We start from the raw sequence: 17,298 nt of genomic DNA on the forward strand, positions 1-17,298 counted from the left end.
GGCCGCGTTGTCGAACGGGTCCCTCACGAGCAGTCTCGCGGGCAACCACGGGAAGACCCTGGCCCCTACCTCCACGATCGAGGTGTACGGCGTGATGAGCACCAGCCGCGCGCCGTGGCCCCGCTTCGCCATTTCGACCGCGACGCCCGAGCCGAGCGACTGTCCCTGTAGCACCGTGAGCTCCCGAGGCACGCTCAACGCCCCGTGTAGATGCTCCAGTGCGGTCTCCGCTGCGGCGTAGATGCCTGTCTCGGAAAGACCCTGCCCCCCCGCGAGCCCGTAGCCCGGGTACTCCACCGCGTAGAAGCCGAGCCCCTCCTCCTGGAAGTGCTGCGCCAGCCACTCCGTGCTCGCGAGCTGCTCACCGTTGCCGTGGAAGTGCACCACCGTCGGAGCTCCCGCGGGCGCGGGCACATGCAGCGCGTACACCGTCGCTCCCTCGGGTCCGGGGATGCGCAGGAGCGTGGCGCCGGGCAGCGTCGGCTCGCGGGCCCCCGGCGGTACCGGGAACACGATCTGCCGCTGGTTGAGGAACACCAGCAGGCAGAGGCCCACGTACGCGATGACCAGCGTGGCCAGAATCACGAGCAGCATCCGCCTCGCCCTTTGGAGAAGACGTCCCATAGCGGAAGCTTAACGCACCAACGCTCCCATCCCTACTCAGGATCCAAGGCCCAAGCACCCTCTTCCCAGCGTTTCAGAGCCTCCTGTGCTTCGAAAGCCGCCAGTCCTTCCCCCTTTGCTACCTCTTGTAGAACAGCCTTGGCCTCCGCTGTCCGATAACGCAATAAATGCGCCGCAGCCGCGACACGCACATCCATACGAGGATGCGTTAACAGAACCATGAGTGCTGCTCGTCCTGCGTCACCATGACCTCGAAGTTTCTCGAAAGCAGCAACATAACGCTTTGCGTGTAGGTTGCCTGTTCTGGCGTCCCCCCGGAAAACAGCGTCCGTTTGCGCGGCAACGTGCCGGGAAAAATCATTCACCAGCTTTCCGAGACTCACTTGCAAATTCCGTTTGTGTCTTTGTCCATCAACCCCAAGCTGGTCGGTAGATGACCCGTTGTTTCTTCTGCGTGAAATTTGACGCGGCTGAACTACCTGGCCCGTCGACTCCTTGTTCTCGGCAACGTCGGCAGGGTCCAAGGACCAAGTTCCTTCTTCCCAACGCTGCAATGTTTCGGACGCCCCAAAAGCAGCGAGGCCGATCCCCTTCGATGTCTCCGTCAACACAGCTTTGGCCTCCGCAGTTCGGTATCGGAGCAGGTACGCCGCAGCCATGACGCGAACATCCATGCGCGGGTGTCTAAAGAGCACGGTGAGTGCATCCCGTCCGGCATCCCCATGGGAGCGCAGCTTCTTGAACGCGGCGATGCGCTTCTTCGCGTGCCTGTTTCCCATCTTGGCGTCCCCACGAAAAATCGCATCGGTCTGCGCTGCCGTGTGCTGGGCGAATGCCGCAACAAGCGCCTCAAGCTTCATTATCGATGCCCCTCTTCCGCAAGAAGGAACTCAAAGAGGCTTGAAGGTACCTGCTTTCCATTGCTCTAACGTCAACTCCGCTGAAAAGCCAACCAGACCGTTAGGAGCTTTGGCAAGTTCGGCAAGCACCCGTTCCCCCTCGTCCGGTGCGAACTCCAAGACCGATGCCGCAGCCCAGCAACGGGTGCCCGGGTCTGGATCATCGAGCAATCTCAACAATTGACGCTGCGCATCGAGACCTCTCGCACGTAGCTCCCTGTCGATTGCGACAAGAAGATCGAACATGCGGTTTCCGTCCTTGGGTTTACCCGCATAAATAGCACGCCACCTGTCAGCGGATAGAACTCTGGTTTTTTCGACGAGCTGTTCCGTTGAGAGTTTCTTCACCTCTGCCTTCTTCATGGAATGACCTCGAACTGTCTAAGGGCCCTCAATCCGAAAGCGCGCTGTTCCTCATAGGACTTCGTACGAAGCCACTCACGCACTATCAGACCACCCGTATCCCGGGACTTGGACGAGTAAAAGGCGCTTATTGCGTCATGCTTTGATTTATCAACCACAATCACGTTCTCAGTATTGTGGATGGCCTCGGGACCGAAACGCTCAACATTCACCTTGCGCTGCTCAACGATATGGTGCCACTGCTTGCCCTCGCCTGCTGGCCCCATGAAATCCTTGAAGTCATCAAAGGACTTGAACGCGCGATGACCGTTGGGAAGTCGCCTGCCCTGTTTGGGAGTCCCGCTCCCCCCTACGGAGGATTTGCCACCGCCGCTCCGGGCCGACATGGCAACAGCCGTAACTGGCAGGACAACTCGGATCGTCCCCTCGGGCACGGAGACGATGACCCGCTCGACCCCGGTTGCCGCGTCCACCATGCTCAGGCCAGCGTTGAGTTCTACTGTCCGCGAGGCCTGCCCAAAGCCGGGTAGCTTCGGCACCTTTGACACGAGCGCCGCGGTTTCACCTACGGCCGCCGTCCCCACCATGACGAGAATGCGCACGCTGTTGGGGCCAATGACTCGTCCAAACCGCTCGCCTGCCTCGCGCAGCTCCGCGAACGTGGTGGCGCGCGCCGAGTCCTCGGAGAGTTGCGCATACGCCCGGATCAGGTCGAAGAACTCCCATCCGAGATAGCCCCACATGAGCACGGTGAACGCGGCGGCTACGCCCTTCGTGACCGGCTCTGGCGCAAGCAGGAGCGCCATGTACGTCGTGATCGCAATGCTGACGGTCGCCAGCACCCGCGTGGGGTCGAGCATGGCCCGTACTTCCGTGCCCACGCCCTCCAGGGCCGGTCCCACCGCCAGGGCCAGGGCAATGTTGCGCTTGTCGTCGGCTTGCAGGTGGGGGCTGTCATCGAACAGCGTCAGGCAATCACCTGGAGTGCCGCGTCGCTCGCAATACCGCCCATAGGACGGCACCAGGTCGGATTGCCCCGCTTCTGCGCCCGAACCCCCGGAGCCGGGCGCCAACCCTCCGCCGCGTCGTCCAGAGGCAGAGGAGGCCACCCGCATCGGCATGTCGAGCACCAGTGTCACCAGGGCGGCTTGGAACTCCGCGTCCCCAACCCGCACCGGCTCGAAGTCCGTGGGCAACCTGGCGAAGACGAGCGCGCCGTTGCCCTCCTCTTCGCCCAGGGCCGTCGTTTGCTCTCGTGTCTTCAGGGAATCCCGTGGCGGTGGCGACGGGTCGTCGTACGCCGTCAGCCGGGCGCCAGGAGGTGCCCCCGTGGCACACGCGCCAAGGAGCACGAGCGCCACCAGCGCCAGCGCCCCCACGCGCGAGCGCCGCCGCTCACCCAAGTAGGGCAAAGGACGAGTAGACATGGCCGCACCGCTCCTGGCGAGTCGCGGGGTGACAGCCCGCCGCTCGTGGAGGTGTACGTTAGCCGGACCTCCGCTCGCCCATCAGTCCGAAGTGGTGCCGGACGCGAGCGGCGGCCTCGAGCAAACCAACCTCGTCCATCCTCCGCGCCAACCACGCCGCCCCCTGCTCCACGCGCGCGGCGATGAGGTACGGGTAGACCGGGGGCTTGAAGTGGAACACCCGATGCACGGAGCGGGGGCCTGAGAGGACGCTCCCGCGGACTCATTCCGTGTTGCACTCGTGTCCTTTTTACACTATGTTGGTGTCAACAGGACACGAACAAGACGGAGAAGGGCCATGAGCATCCGGTACATGAAGGCGCCGCCGACGACGTACGTGATGCAGTTCAAGGACGGTCGGGTGAAGCGCGAGGGGCCGGGCCTCTCCTTCTTCTACTGGGCGCCCACCACCACCGTGGTGTCCGTGCCGCTCGCCAGCTCGGACGTGCCCTTCGTCTTCAACGAGGTGACGCAGGACTTCCAGGCCGTCACCCTCCAGGGACAGCTCACCTACCGCGTGGCCGACCCCAGGCTGCTCGCCGGGCTGCTGGACTACTCGGTGCGGCCCTCGGGCGAGTACGTCTCGGAGGATCCCTCGAAGCTGGAGGAGCGGCTCGTCCAGTTGGCTCAGGTGCGCGCCCGCACGGTGGTGCAGTCCATGCCCCTGCGGGAGGTGCTCGTTCAGGCGGCCACCCTCGAGGGCAAGGTGCTCGCGGCGCTTCGGGAGATGGAGGCGGTGAGGATGCTGGGTGTGGAGGTGCAGGGCTTCGCGCTTCTCTCGACGCGTCCCACCCCGGAGATGGCGCGGGCCCTGGAGGCCGAGGCACGCGAGGCCCTCCAGCGGCGCGCGGACGAGGCCATCTACGCCCGCCGCAACGCCGCCGTGGAGCAGGAGCGGCGCATCAAGGAGAGCGAGATCGCCACCGAGCTGTCCGTGGAGGCAGGCAAGCGGCGGATCCGCGAGGCGCAGATCGCCGCGGACATCGCCGTGGAGGAGCAGCGCTCGTCCTTCATGGAGCGCTGGAGCGAGAACGAGCGCAAGGCCGCCGAGGCCAAGGCCTACGCGCTGGAGAAGACGCTCGCCCCGGTGCGGGAGATGGACTGGAAGGTGCTCATGGCGGCAGCCGGCGGAGGGAATGATCCCAAGCTGAACATCGCGCTCGCCTTCCGCGAGATGGCGGAGAACGCGGGGAAGATCGGCGAGCTGAACGTGTCCCCGGACCTGCTGCGCTCGTTGCTCTCGGCCCCGTCGGGCAACCCGAGTCGCCATGGCTGAGTACGAGAAGATCGTCCTCGTCACCCGAAAGACGCGGCTCGCCGAGCTGGTGGAGCGGTTCAACACGCGCTCGCAGGCGCGCTTCTACCTGGAGCACGCCGGCCAGGACTTCGAGGACTACGCGCGGGAGGACGACACCTACCGCCGGGCACTGGACGGACTGCGGGGGATGCTGGACTTCGGCCTGCCGGTGCAGCAGGTGGACCGGGCGCTGGTGCCCACCTTCCTCTTCACCGGCAAGGAGCTGGTGGTGACGGTGGGCCAGGACGGCCTGGTGGCCAACGTGGCCAAGTACGTAGGGACGCAGCCCCTCGTCGGCGTCAACCCGGACCCGGCACGCATTGATGGTGTACTGCTGCCCTTCGGCGTGGACTCGGCCCGGGTGGCGGTGCGCCATGTGCTGGAGGAGCGCGCCCGCTTCCGCGAGGTGACGCTCGCCGAGGCCGTGTTGAGCGACGGCCAGCGGCTGCTCGGTTTCAACGACCTGTTCCTCGGGGCGCGCACCCACGTCTCCGCCCGCTACACCCTGCACCACGAGCGCCGCGCCGAGTCCCAGTCTTCCAGCGGCATCATCGTCTCCACGGGAGCGGGCTCGAGCGGCTGGCTGTCCTCGGTGTTCACGCTGGCCCGAGGGCTCACGGAGGCCACCGGAGGCACACCGGGCGAGACGTGGCGGATGGCCTGGGAGGACCCTCGGCTGGCCTTCGTGGTACGCGAGCCCTTCATCAGCCGGCACTCGGCGGCGAGCATGGTGGGCGGGTTCGTCAGCGCGGAGACGGAGCTGCAGGTGGAGTCCCGCATGCCCACGGGGGGCGTCATCTTCAGCGATGGTGTGGAGGAGGACTTCCTCGCCTTCAACGCGGGCACCACGGCCCGGGTGCGCCCGGCCGCCCAGCGCGCCCGGCTCGTCGTTCACTGAAGACACGGCCGAGGGGCGAAGGGTCAACCCTGGAGCGCGGAAGCGATCGCCTCCAGTTGCTGCACCTTCACGTTCGTCACCTTCCCCGTCTTCTCCAGCGTCCCCTGCCCCACCAGGAACAGCGCGCCGTGGATGTCCTTACGGAACCGCGCGTACATGTCCGGCGTCACCACGAGGTTCGCGATCCCCGTCTCGTCCTCCAGCGACAGGAAGCAGAACCCCTTCGCCGTCGGTGGCATCTGCCGGCAGATGAGCATCCCTCCCACCGCCACCCGAGCCCCCGCTCGCACCCGCTCCAGCCCCGCCGCCGTCACCGCCCCACGCTTGCGCAGCATCGGCCGCAGCAGCTCCAGCGGGTGCTTCTCCAGCGACACGCCCACCGTCTCGAAGTCCTTGCTCACCCGCTCCGCCACGTTCATCTGCGGCAGCGCCACCTCCGTCCCGTCCATCGCCATCCCGAAGAACAGGTCCATCTCCTCCAGCGGGCCCAGCGCCTGGATCTCCCACAGCGCGTCCCGCCGCGAGCCGCTGAGGCTCCCCAGCGCCCCCGCCAGCGCCAGCCGCGCCAGCTCGTGCCGGGGCGCCCGCGTCCTCCGCGCCAGCTCTCCGATGCTCGAGTACCGCTGGCCCTGTCTCAGGGTCTCCACCCGCCGCCCCGCCGCCTCCTGGAGTCCTCGAATCATCCGCAGCCCCAGTCGCAGCGCCCCACCCTCCTCCAGCGTGCAGTCCCACCCCGAGTGGTTCACGTCCACGTTCAGCACTCGCACCCCGTGCCGCTGCGCGTCCGCCACCAGCGTGTGGGGCGCGTAGAAGCCCATCGGCTGTGAGTTCAGCAATGCCGCCGTGAAGGCCGCCGGGTAGTGGCACTTCAGCCAGGAGGACGCGTAGGCCAGCAGCGCGAAGCTCGCCGAGTGGCTCTCCGGGAAGCCGTAGTGCGCGAACCCGCGGAACTGGCGGAACAGCGTGTCCACGTACTCGGACGTGTACCCCCGCGCCACCCCGCCCTCCACGAAGCGCTGGTGGAAGGGCCCCAGCCGCTCCTCGGCCCGCTTGTGGGATAGCGCCCGGCGCAGCCCGTCCGCCTCCGCTGGCGTGAAGCCCGCGACGGCCATGGCCAGCTTCATCGCCTGCTCCTGGAAGAGCGGCACCCCGAGCGTCTTCTGGAGGATCTTCCGCACGTCCTCCGACGGGTACTCCACCGCCTCCCGCCCCTCCCGCCTCCGCAGGTACGGGTGCACCATGTCTCCGACAATCGGCCCCGGGCGGATGAGCGCGATCTCCACCACCAGGTCGTAGAAGCACCGCGGCTTCAACCTCGGCAGCATGTTCATCTGCGCCCGGCTCTCGATCTGGAACACCCCGATCGAGTCCGCGTTGCACAGCATCTCGTAGACCTGGGGGTCCTCCGCCGGAATCGTGGCCAGCGACAGCTCGCGCCCGTAGTGCTCCTTGATGAACGTCAGGCACTTCGCCAGTGCCGTCAGCATCCCGAGCCCCAGCAGGTCCACCTTCAGGACGCCCACCGCCTCCAGGTCGTCCTTCTCCCACTGCACCACCGTGCGGCCCTTCATCGCCGCGTTCTCCACGGGAATCATCTCCACCAGCGGCTCGCGCGTGATCACGAACCCGCCCACGTGGATGGAGAGGTGCCTCGGGAAGCTCTCGATCTCCTGCGCCAGCGCGAGCGTCTGCCGCACCCGCCGGTCCTCCTCCGACAGCCCCACCTCCTTCAGCAGCTCGGTCGACATCTCGCCGCCGTGCGAGCCCGCCACCTTCGCCAGCCGGTCCACCTGGTCCAACGACAGCCCGAGCGCCTTGCCCACCTCGCGCAGCGCCAGTCGTCCCCGGTAGCAGATGACCTCGCACACCATGCCCGCGCGGTGCCGGCCGTGCTTCTCGTAGACGTACTGAAGGACCTCCTCACGCCGCTCGTGCTCGAAGTCCACGTCGATGTCCGGCGGCTCCTTGCGCTCCATGCTCAGGAAGCGCTCGAAGAGCAGCCCCATCCGCACCGGATCGATCGCCGTGACGCCCAGCGCGTAGCAGACCGCCGAGTTCGCCGCGCTCCCTCGCCCCTGGCACAGAATCCCCCGCGAGCGCGCGAACCGGACGATGTCCCAGATGGCCAGGAAGTACCCCGCGAAGTCCAGGGCCGCGATCAGCTTCAGCTCGTGCTCGATCTGCTTGACCACCTCGGGCGGGACGCCTCCCGGGTAGCGCACCTGGAGCCCCTGGTACGTCAGCTCGCGCAGCCACGTCGCCGTCGAGTGTCCCGGCGGCAGGTCCTGCTCCGAGAAGTGGTAGCGCAGCCCGTCCAGCGTCGCGTGGCAGCGGCTCGCCAGCTCCAGCGTGCGCTCCAGCGCCTCGGGACAGTCCGCGAACAGCCGAGCCATCTCCTCGGGCCCCTTCAGCGTCCGCTCCGCGTTGGGCAGCCGCCGCGTCCCGAGCTGTCCCAGCGTCGTCTTGTACCGGATGGCCGTGAGCACGTCCTGTAGCGGCTGGCGGCTCCGGTGGTGCGTGTGCACGTCGTTGTGCGCGCACAGCGGCGCCCCGAGGGCCTTCGACAGCGCCCGCGACTGGGCCACCCGCGCCTCGTCCCCCGAGGACAGCGAGCGGCTCACGCCCACGTAGAAGCGCTCCGGGAAGGCCTCGGCCAGGGGAGCCACCTTCTCCGCGGGCACCGGATGCGGCAGGAGCGCCAGCAGGCCCTGGTTGCCCTCCGCCAGCTCGCGCCAGGGCAGGCCCGCCTCGCCCTTCGGGTGCATCATCCGGCTCTTGGAGATGAGCCGGCTCAGGTTCGCGTAGCCCGCCGCGTCCTGCGCGTACACCACCACCCTCGGGCCATCCATGAGCGTCAGCTCGCTGGCCAACAGGAACTTGAGGCCCGCCTCCCTCGCCGCCAGGTGCGCCTTCACCGCCCCGTACAGGCCGTCCCCGTCCGCCAGCGCCACGGCGGACAGCCCCTGCGCCGCCGCTGCCTGGATCAGTTCCTCGGGGTGGGAAGCCCCGCGCAGAAACGAGAAGTTCGAGCGGCAGACGAGCTCGGCGTACACGCTCGCCACCCTACTGGGCAGGCGTTCAGGCGGAAGGCCCGCCCCAGTAGGTCTGTTCAGTCTACCGGTCGTGTCACGTCACCGCCGAAGTGGGATCACCCGGCATGACCTTCTCGTGAAGTGCGTGAACGGGCGCGAACTCAAGACGTCTGATCGCAGGCTGGGAACGAGGAGGGCGTTCGTGCGAAGCAGCACGCATCCGTGTCCATCCTGTGCGTCTCCGTGGTGCGTTAGGCTCACGTCATGTCGCTTCGCCGGCACCAGACAACTTCTCCTCGGGAGCACCGGAAGCGGCATGCCCCGGCATGGGTGGGCGTGCTGCTGCTCGCGCTCGGCCTCGCCTGTTCGCGAGGCAGTGAGCAGCCGTCCCGGGTGCTCCTCCACGAGACCTATGTCTGGCAGCGCGCCTGGAGCCCGGAGCTGGGCCAGGCCCTCACGGAAGCGCCCGCCGAGTTGGGAGCGCTCCGGGTGCTGGCGCGGGAGCGGTCGGGGTCGGCGCGTACGCCGGTGGACGTGGCGGTGGATGTGGCCGCCCTGGCGCGGAGTGGCCGCGAGGTCGTGGCGGTGATGCGGGTGGACGGCACGGCGCCGCTCGACGGCATCTCGCTCCAGGAGGTCGTCGCGCATGCTCGGTCCTGGCGGGCCCGGGGAGTGCGCGTGCGAGGCATCGAGCTCGACCACGACTGCGCCACCGCCGCCCTGGACAGCTACGCGGGCTGGCTGGCGCGCGAACGGGCGGCGCTCGGGGACCTGGCGCTCTCCATTACTGCACTGCCCACGTGGAGCACCTCGCCCGCGCTCACCCGGCTGGTCTCCATTCCCGACGACATCGTCCTCCAGGTACACGCGGTGCGCGCGCCGACGCTCTTCACTCCCGAGGAGGCACGGGGCTTCACCGAGGCCTGGTCCCAGGCCACCAGCCGCCCCTTCCACGTGGCGCTGCCCACCTACCGCGTGCGGCTGCGTGATGGGACGCTCCTGTCCGCCGAGCCCCGAGAGGTGGCGCGCTTCCTCGCCGGGCTGCGCGAGCGCCCCGTGGCGGGAGTGGTGGGCATCCTCTGGTTCCGACTCGGCCACCGGGGCGATCCGGAGGCCTGGAGCCTCCCCACGCTCACGGCGGTGGTGCGAGGCGAGCCACTCGTCCCGAAGCTCCTCCCGCGACTGGTGGACGTGGGTGGGGGCACGCTGGACATCGTTGTCGAGAACACCGGCCGCGTGGATGCGGATGCTCCCGCGCGCCTCACCTTTTCCGGCAACCTCGAGATCCTCGATGGCGTGAGTGGATACGCCGCGCGAGGGGCCTCCCTCGTGGCGCGCACGCCTCCCCGCCTGCGCGTGGGCGAGCGCCGGGTCGTCGGCTTCGTGCGGGGAACCGAGGTGGCCATTGCTGTTCCGTAGCGTGTTGACGTGCGTGCTGGTCCTGACGCTGCTGGCCCCCGTGCGCCGCGCGAGCGCCTGCGGCCCCGACTTCCCCCCCGAGTACCTGGGCAACCGGGCCCGGACGCTGGCGGAGCTGCCCGATGGGGCCTTCCTGCTCGAGGCCTCGCGGCTGCTGCCGAAGCCGGCGGATGACTTCCGGGTGGTCGAAGGCGGGGAGCCGGAGGGAGCCCGGACGAGCGGCGGGGCCCGCGAGACGGAGCTGTACCAGGCCGGCGCGAAGGCCTTCCACGCGGGGAGCTGGGAGGAGGCCCGTGCCCGCTTCCTCGAGGTGCTCGCGCTGCCCGAGGAGGAGCGCCGTCACTTCTCCACCTTCGCGGCCTACATGCTGGGACGGACGGCCGACTCAGCGATGGAGGCGCGGGAGCGCTTCAACGCGGTGCGCGAGCTGGTCCGCCAGGGCTTCCACGATCCGCTGGGCCTGGCGGTGGCGAGCCTGGGAGAAGAGGCGCGGATACACCTGGGTGAGGGCGATGACGCGGGGGCCATCCAGCTCTACGCGCAGCAGGCGGCCCACGGGAGCACGAGTGGAGCCACCTCGCTGCTGATGGTGGCGCGGGGGATTGCCCGGGGTAAAGAGGCCCGCCTGAAGGAGGCGTTAAAGGATCCACTGGCGCAGCGCCTGCTCGCGACCTACGCCTGGACGCGTGGGCAGGATCAGGTGTGGACGGAGGACTATGAGCAGCTCCCGAATCCGCTGCCGCGTCTGATGGATGCGCTCGCGGCCGTGCCCGGGCTGGCCGGGGCTGATCGGCTGGCGGCGGGAGCGTGGCGCGCGGGCCGCTTCGATCTGGCTGAGCGCTTCGCCGGACAGGAGAAGACCCCGCTCTCCACCTGGGTGAGGGCGAAGCTGGCGCTGCGCCGGGGGGAGAGGGCCGAGGCGGAGCGACTCCTCGCCGAGGCCGCGGAGGGGCTGCCGGAGACGGATGACTGGTCGAGCGCTCCCGAGCTGATGGGCTCGCGGCGCCCGAGGTCTCGCGTGGAGGGAGAGCGGGCCCTGCTCGCGCTCGTGCGGGGAGACTTCACGCAGGCGGCGGAGCGCGCGATGGCGAGCTGCTCCTGGCAGGACATCGCCTACGTGGCCGAGCGCGTGCTGACGGTGGAGGAGCTCCAGCAGCTCATCGCGGCCCACGCGTCCGACCCGGTGGCCCGGTGCCAGCCCGAGCAGGCCTTCTTCGATGAGGGCCAGGACGTCGTCTCGCGTCTGCGCCTGGTGCTCGCACGGCGCCTGATGCGGAGCGGAAACGGTCCACAGGCCCTGGAGTACTTCCGGGGAACGAAGTGGGAGGAGCCCGCGCGCAAGTACGTGGAGGCGCTCGCGCGGGGACGGTCGGCCTGGGGGGCCGACGTGGACAAGGCCGAGGCGCTCCATGTGGCGGCGCGGCTCGCGCGCACGGCCGGCATGGAGCTGATGGGCACCGAGGTGGCGCCCGACTGGACCTGGGTGGAGGGGCAATACGACCTGGGCGCCCTGGATGCGCAGGAGCAGCCCACCGCGGACGCCGAGCGCCAGCGTCTGACGGCTCACGCGCCGCCGCACGCGGTGCGCTTCCACTACCGCTCCACAGCGGCGGATCTGCTCGAGGAGGCGGCGACGCTGGTGCCTCCCCGCAGCCAGGCGTATGCGGCGCTCCTCTGTCACGCCGCGCGGTTCTTGCCCGGCGATCCGGAGCGGGTCCAGCGCCTCTGGCACACCTACGTCCAGAACGGAGCGAGCATCGGCATGATCTTCGGCCAGAGCTGCCCGGAGCCGGACTTCGAGCGACTGCGGGCCCAGAAGCTCGCCATGCCGTGGGAAAGCTGGCGGCTCCGCACGCTGGCGACGGTGGGAGGAGGAATCCTGCTGCTGCCCATCATGGGCGCCGCGCTCTTCTTCCGTCGCAAACGCCGAGGCACGGAGAGACATCCCCCGGGGTAGTGGCGCACCCGAGCAAGCAGGCACACGCCTACCCGCCTTCCTCCCCTCGGCTGCCACCGGACGATTGGACTGCATGAGTCAGCCCTGGGTGGTACATCCGATCTCTCATGGACGAGACACAGGGCGAACAAAGCAAGAGGGCTGCGCGCCCGCAGAAGCAACCCCGGAAGGTGTCTCCTCGCTATCTGGAGAACGCCGCGCTGCACTACCTGAAGCGGTATGCGGCGACCTCGAGCCAGCTCAAGCGCGTGCTCCAGCGGAAGGTCGACAGGTCCATCAAGTTTCACGGCGGCGACCGCGCCGAGGCGGTCGGCTGGATGGACACGCTCATCACGAAGCTCACCCAGAGCGGGCTCATCAACGATGAGGCCTATGCCGGGATGAAGGCCCACTCGCTGCGCGCCTCGGGCCGCAGCTCCCGGATGATTGCCCAGAAGCTGCGGATGAAGGGCGTCGCCGCGGACCTCGTCACGAAGAAGCTGGCCGATGCGACAGCGGAGCTCTCCGAGGAAGAGGCCGCGAAGATCTGGGCGAGGAAGAAGCGACTGGGCCCCTTCCGCACCAAACCCCAGACCCGGGAGGAGAACCGGCAGCGGGACCTCGCCTCGCTGGCCAGGGCGGGGTTCTCCTTCGGGATCGCGAAGAAGATCATCGACTCGGACCCCGAGTAGCCCGCTTCGACATCGAGCGGGTCGCCATCCAAGGCCCACGCCTCCTTCATTCGCTCGCGAGTGCCCTCTCGATCGCCTCGACGACGAGCTCCGGAGCATCGAGCCAGGGCGCGTGGCCAGCGTCGGGAACCCGAACCATGCGCAGCCGTGCGTTCGTTGATGCGACGGCCTCGCCTGCTTCGGGCGCGGCCCACACGTCCCTCTCGCCCCACACGAAGGTCGTCGGGACCGAGAGGTCCTTCCAGCGGTCGCCGAGGACCAGTGCCGTCTTCATCCCAAACATATCGACGGTCTGGTCGAGCAGCGTGAACCAGCTCGGGGTGTTGCGACGCTGGCTCGCGGTCAGGAGATCGAGGAAGTCGTCCTCCAGACGCTCCGGGTGCGCGACGAGCATCTGCTTGTAGAAGGCGCGGGTGCTGTCGCGCGTCGGCTTCCGCATCATCGACCGCACGAGCGTCTTCAGCCCCGGCAACATCCCCAGCCTCATCTGGAGGGGCAGCGTGCGGGTGATCCCCGCCGGAGAGCCGACGAGCACCAGCCGAGGCACCCGCTCCGGGTAAGCCAGCGCGAAGGCGACGGACCAAAGGCCTCCCATGGAGCAGGCCACGATCGGCATGGACGAGAGCCCCTCGGCGTCGAGGATCTCGCCGAGGAAGCGCCGCGCGTGCTCCAGCACGTCCACGCCCCGGTAATCGAAGGGATCCGCGAGGCCGTGTCCGGGCCGGTCCACCGCCACCACGCGGTGTCTCCGGCCGAGCGAGGAGAGGATGTTGCCCCACTGGACCGCTTCGCCCAGGCCGCCGTGGAGGAGCAGCAGCGGCGGCCCTTCGCCGACCTCGATCGCCTGGGTCGTGCCGCCCGACCAGTGCACCCGGCGCGTGCGGTATCCCGGCGCGCAGCGGCCGAGGTAGGCGGCCTGGGCCACCTCGACGACATGATCATGACTGCTCGCGGAACCTGGTGACGTCGCGTTCTTCATCGGGGCTCAGGGGCGGATGCTGCCCGTTTCAATGGCACGGGCCGCGATTTTCGAGAGGATCTGGACACCGAAGATCATCGCCGCGAAGCGCTCGTCCTTCGTCAGGCCCTGCTTGTAGCGGTAGTAGATCTGCTGGGCGATCACCGACACCTTGAAGAGCGACAGCACGTAGTGGAACGCGATCCCGCTCACGTCCCTGCCGCTCTTCTCCGCGTAGCGCGCCACCACTTCCTCGCGCGTCAGGTTCCCCGGCAGCATCGTCAGCCCGAACGGCAGCGCCACCCGCTCCTCCGAGTCGTTCGCCTGCGCCCAGTACGCCAGCGCCATGCCCAGGTCCGAGAGCGGATCGCCGATCGTCGCCATCTCCCAGTCGAGCACCGCCCGGATGCGCGGCAGGTTCTCCGGGTCCAGCACCAAGTTGTCGTACTTGTAGTCGTTGTGGATCAGCGTCGGCGCCAGCTCGGCTGGGAGGTGCCCCGCCAGCCACTTCGCCACCTGCTCCATCTCGGGGATGTCGTCCGTGCGCGCCTTGCCGTAGCGCTCCGTCCAGCCCGACACCTGCCGGCCCAGGTAGCCCTCCGGCTTCCCGAGCTCCCCCAGCCCCGCGGCGCGCCAGTCCACCGCGTGCAGCTCGACGAGGTTGTCCACGAAGTTCTCGGACAGCCGCCGCATGAAGTCCGGCGTCAGCCCGATGCCCTTCGGGGGCTTCGCCCGGACGATGACCCCGCTCACCCGCTCCATCACGTAGAAGGGCGCGCCCATCGGCGACTCGCCCTCGCCACAGAATACCAGCGGCCGAGGCACCTTCGGGTACACCGGCAGCAGCCCGCTGAGGATGCGGTACTCGCGGCCCATGTCGTGCCCGGCCTTGATGGCCTTGGCGCCGAACGGGGGCCGGCGCAGCACCAGCTCCTTCTCGCCCATCCGCAGCAGGTACGTCAGGTTCGAGTGCCCGCCCGGGAACTGCTCCACCACCAGTGGCCCCGTCAGCCCCGGCACCTTCTCGGCCAGGTACTTCTCCAGCCACGCGACGTCCAGCTCCTCGCCCGGACGCACCGCCCGCGTCCGATCCATCCACTCGGGCATGCTCATTCCTCCCTCACCTTCTTCATGCCGTAGCGCTCGAGAATCCGCCGCGCCAGCGACGACTTGTGCACCTCGTCCGCTCCGTCGTAGATGCGCGCACCCCGCTCGTGTCCCCACCACCAGGCCAGCGGCGTCGCGTCCGTCAGCCCCATCGCGCCGTGCGTCTGGATGGAGCGATCCAACACCCGTTGCAGCACGTTCGCCGCGTAGAACTTGATGGTGGAGATCTCATCCCGCGCCTCCGTCGCCCCCTCTTTCTCCATCTTCCACGCCGCGTGCAGCACCATCAGCCGCGCGGCGTTGATCTCCGCCCGCGAGTCCGCGATCCACTCCTGCACCATCTGCCGCGTCCCCAGCGGCTTGCCCGGCGACAGCTGCCGGCTCGCAGCCCGCTCGCACATCAGGTCGAACGCCCGCTCGCAGATGCCCAGCCACCGCATGCAATGGTGGATGCGCCCCGGCCCCAGCCGGTGCTGCGCGATCACGAACCCCATCCCCTCCTCGCCCAGCCGGTTATCCACCGGCACCCGGCAGTTCTCCAGCAGCACCTCCGAGTGGCTCGCCCACCCCTCGCCCGCCTCGCCCGCCACCGGGATGTTGCGCACCCGCTGGAAGCCCGGCGTGTCCATGGGGACGATGATCTGACTCGCCCGCAGGTAGGGATTCGGAGACTCCGGATCCGTCACCGCCATCACGATGCAGAAGGACGCGCCGTCCGCGCCCGAGGTGAACCACTTGTGCCCGTCCAGCACGTACGCGTCCCCCTCGCGCCGGGCCCGCGTCCCCAGCCACGCCGGATTCGAGCCCGGGTGCTCCGGCTCCGTCATCCCGAAGCACGAGCGGATCTCCCCGCGCACCAGGGGCTTCAGGAAGCGCTCCTTCTGCGCCGCCGTCCCGTGGTGCGCCAGCACCTCCATGTTCCCCGCGTCCGGCGCCTGGCAGTTGAACACGTAGTGTCCCAGCGGGCTGCGTCCCAGCTCCTCCGCCAGGTGCGCGAACTCCATCAGCGACAGGCCCGCGCCGCCGTACTGCTTGGGCATGTGCGGCGAGGAGAGGCCCAGCTCGCGCACCTGGGCCCGGAGCGTCTCCAGCTCCGGCTGCAGCGCGTGGAAGCCCTTCGCCTGGAGGGGGCCCTCGAGGGGCTGCACCTTCTCTCGGATGAAGCGACGGACCTCCGGCAGGAGCGTCTTCAGTGATTCCGGGGGAGTGAAATCCATGGGTTCGTCTCCGTGAGACTCAACGCATCGTCTGCAGGTCGGGCTCCGGCAGGTGCGCCGTCCCGTTGAAGCTCCTCAGGGAGAGCCGTCCCCCCGAGAAGAGAAAGTCCGTACAGGCCGTGTTCCACACCACCATGCTCAGCGCGAATACCCTGTCCGCCGGAGTCTCCAGCGTCAGCCCCGTCGCCACCGCCGTCGTCCCCGCCGAGGTGAACGCCGCCACCTCCGCCCCCTTCCCCGACTCGCGCGTCATCCTCGCCAGCCCCGCCTGCACCCTCGACACGAACGCGCTCCAGGGCTCCACCGAGGGGTCCGCCAGCTCGCCCCGCGCCCACGCCCGCCCCAGTGGCTCCAGCAGGCGGAACAACCGCCGCTCCCCTCCTGGCCCCTCCAGCGCGCCCGAGGCCAGCACCGCCCGCACCGACTCGTCCCGCTCCGCCAGCTTCGGCAGCAGCACCCGGAACAGGGGCTCCGCGGCGTACTCGTCCAGCTCCGGCAGAACCACCGGCTCGGGGAACGCCAGCCCCCGAGCCCGGTAGGCCGCCGCCACCGCCTCGTACGTCTGCTGGTGGCGTCGGGCTGGGCCCACGTACACGGCCTCCCACGCACGTCCTACGGCGGTCCACGCCTCGCCCAGCTTCGCCGCCTGACGCTCGCCCAGCGCCGACAGCCGGTCCCGGTCGTACCACTCGCCGGACGTCTGCCCGTGCCGCACCAGGGTCAACACTCCCATCCGCTGCCTCCTCTCCGCGCCCGTCACATCGCCGTGGAGCCGCCGTCGACGACGAGCTCCGAGCCGGTCATCAGCTTGGACTCCTCCGAGGCCAGGTACGTCACCGCGTACGCGATGTCGTCCGGCTCGCCCAGGTGGCCGAGGGGGATGACGCGCGCGAGCCTCGCCTTGCCCGCCGCCATGTCACCGCCCAGGCTCGCCAGCCCGTCCACCATGGGGGTCTCGATGAACGTGGGGTGGATGGAGTTGCACCGGATGCCGTAGCCCTTGCGCGCGCAGTGCAGCGCCACGGACTTGGTCAGCAGGCGCACCCCGCCCTTGCTCGCGCAGTACGCCGGGAGGTCGGCCGCCCCCACCAGTCCCGCCACCGAGCTGATGTTGATGATGGAGCCCTTCGCGCCGCACTGCCGCATCCCCCGGATGGCGTGCTTGCAGCCCAGGAACACGCCGTCCAGGTTCACCGCCTGCACCAGGCGCCACTCTTCCAGAGAGATGGTCTCGACGTCCTTGGCGATGCCGATGCCCGCGTTGTTCACCACCACGTCCAGCCGGCCGAAGGTGGCCAGCGTCTCGTCCACCACCCGTGCCCAGTCCGCCTCCTGTGTGACATCCAGCTTCCAGGCGCGCGCGGCCTCACCCAGCGCGCCGGCCACCTCC

General features: G+C 68.9%; 16 protein-coding genes and 1 pseudogene. 5 read left to right on the forward strand and 12 right to left on the reverse strand.

Translation table 11 applies throughout. From position 1 onward, the window contains the following. From VF697_RS28465 to VF697_RS28490, 6 genes and pseudogenes are all read right to left on the reverse strand, one after another. On the reverse strand, nucleotides 1–594 hold a 594-nt coding region (locus VF697_RS28465), incomplete at its 3' end, for an alpha/beta hydrolase (RefSeq protein WP_331099880.1). Between the two features lie 62 nt (nucleotides 595–656). Further along, the gene (locus tag VF697_RS28470; protein WP_331099895.1) at nucleotides 657–1,007 is read right to left on the reverse strand and encodes a DUF2019 domain-containing protein; all 351 of its coding nucleotides are present in this window, start codon (nucleotides 1,005–1,007) and stop codon (nucleotides 657–659) included. Between the two features lie 228 nt (nucleotides 1,008–1,235). Next, nucleotides 1,236–1,484: pseudogene (locus tag VF697_RS28475) on the reverse strand (DUF2019 domain-containing protein); the annotation flags it as partial. A 30-nt stretch (nucleotides 1,485–1,514) separates the two neighbouring features. Beyond that, a complete protein-coding gene (locus tag VF697_RS28480) occupies nucleotides 1,515–1,886 on the reverse strand; it encodes a DUF2019 domain-containing protein (RefSeq protein ID WP_331099881.1) in 372 nt (123 codons plus the stop codon). After that, complete coding sequence (locus VF697_RS28485) at nucleotides 1,883–3,313, reverse strand: hypothetical protein (RefSeq protein ID WP_331099882.1); 1,431 nt, start codon at nucleotides 3,311–3,313, stop codon at nucleotides 1,883–1,885. Before VF697_RS28485 ends, VF697_RS28480 begins: the two co-directional genes overlap by 4 nt. 58 nt (nucleotides 3,314–3,371) lie before the next feature. Next, complete coding sequence (locus VF697_RS28490; RefSeq protein WP_331099883.1) at nucleotides 3,372–3,542, reverse strand: hypothetical protein; 171 nt, start codon at nucleotides 3,540–3,542, stop codon at nucleotides 3,372–3,374. 108 nt (nucleotides 3,543–3,650) lie between these two features. Here VF697_RS28490 and VF697_RS28495 point away from each other — a divergent pair, with 108 nt between their 5' ends. Further along, entirely contained in the window at nucleotides 3,651–4,628 is a 978-nt protein-coding gene (locus VF697_RS28495; protein ID WP_331099884.1) for an SPFH domain-containing protein, read from the forward strand. Continuing rightward, nucleotides 4,621–5,547 carry an NAD+ kinase gene (locus tag VF697_RS28500; RefSeq protein ID WP_331099885.1) on the forward strand — a complete coding sequence of 309 codons (927 nt, stop codon included), beginning with the start codon at nucleotides 4,621–4,623 and terminating at the stop codon, nucleotides 5,545–5,547. The genes VF697_RS28495 and VF697_RS28500 overlap by 8 nt, the downstream gene beginning before the upstream one ends. A gap of 23 nt (nucleotides 5,548–5,570) precedes the next feature. Here the strand turns inward: VF697_RS28500 and VF697_RS28505 are convergent, their stop codons facing one another. Beyond that, entirely contained in the window at nucleotides 5,571–8,609 is a 3,039-nt protein-coding gene (locus tag VF697_RS28505; protein WP_331099886.1) for an error-prone DNA polymerase, read from the reverse strand. A gap of 234 nt (nucleotides 8,610–8,843) precedes the next feature. Here VF697_RS28505 and VF697_RS28510 point away from each other — a divergent pair, with 234 nt between their 5' ends. The 3 genes from VF697_RS28510 to VF697_RS28520 all read left to right on the forward strand — a co-directional run bounded on the left by VF697_RS28510 (nucleotide 8,844) and on the right by VF697_RS28520 (nucleotide 12,626). Continuing rightward, nucleotides 8,844–9,998 (forward strand): DUF3142 domain-containing protein, encoded by a 1,155-nt coding sequence (locus VF697_RS28510; RefSeq protein ID WP_331099887.1) that lies wholly within the window; start codon nucleotides 8,844–8,846, stop codon nucleotides 9,996–9,998. Nucleotides 9,999–10,011: 13 nt separating this feature from the next. Further along, entirely contained in the window at nucleotides 10,012–11,955 is a 1,944-nt protein-coding gene (locus VF697_RS28515) for a hypothetical protein (protein ID WP_331099888.1), read from the forward strand. Nucleotides 11,956–12,062: 107 nt separating this feature from the next. Then, complete coding sequence (locus VF697_RS28520) at nucleotides 12,063–12,626, forward strand: regulatory protein RecX (RefSeq protein WP_331099889.1); 564 nt, start codon at nucleotides 12,063–12,065, stop codon at nucleotides 12,624–12,626. A gap of 46 nt (nucleotides 12,627–12,672) precedes the next feature. Here VF697_RS28520 and VF697_RS28525 read toward each other — a convergent pair whose 3' ends face one another. The 5 genes from VF697_RS28525 to VF697_RS28545 all read right to left on the reverse strand — a co-directional run. After that, entirely contained in the window at nucleotides 12,673–13,551 is an 879-nt protein-coding gene (locus VF697_RS28525; RefSeq protein ID WP_331099890.1) for an alpha/beta hydrolase, read from the reverse strand. Nucleotides 13,552–13,611: 60 nt separating this feature from the next. Continuing rightward, complete coding sequence (locus VF697_RS28530; RefSeq protein ID WP_331099891.1) at nucleotides 13,612–14,697, reverse strand: phosphotransferase family protein; 1,086 nt, start codon at nucleotides 14,695–14,697, stop codon at nucleotides 13,612–13,614. Continuing rightward, nucleotides 14,694–15,908 carry an acyl-CoA dehydrogenase family protein gene (locus VF697_RS28535; protein ID WP_331099892.1) on the reverse strand — a complete coding sequence of 405 codons (1,215 nt, stop codon included), beginning with the start codon at nucleotides 15,906–15,908 and terminating at the stop codon, nucleotides 14,694–14,696. The genes VF697_RS28530 and VF697_RS28535 overlap by 4 nt, the downstream gene beginning before the upstream one ends. A gap of 19 nt (nucleotides 15,909–15,927) precedes the next feature. Then, nucleotides 15,928–16,641 (reverse strand): histidine phosphatase family protein, encoded by a 714-nt coding sequence (locus tag VF697_RS28540; RefSeq protein WP_331099893.1) that lies wholly within the window; start codon nucleotides 16,639–16,641, stop codon nucleotides 15,928–15,930. A gap of 23 nt (nucleotides 16,642–16,664) precedes the next feature. Beyond that, nucleotides 16,665–17,298: SDR family oxidoreductase (locus VF697_RS28545; RefSeq protein WP_331099894.1), on the reverse strand; the 634-nt coding region annotated here is incomplete at its 5' end.

The sequence above is a fragment of the Archangium sp. genome (assembly GCF_036388035.1).
In the GTDB taxonomy this organism is placed as follows: Bacteria; Myxococcota; Myxococcia; order Myxococcales; family Myxococcaceae; genus Archangium.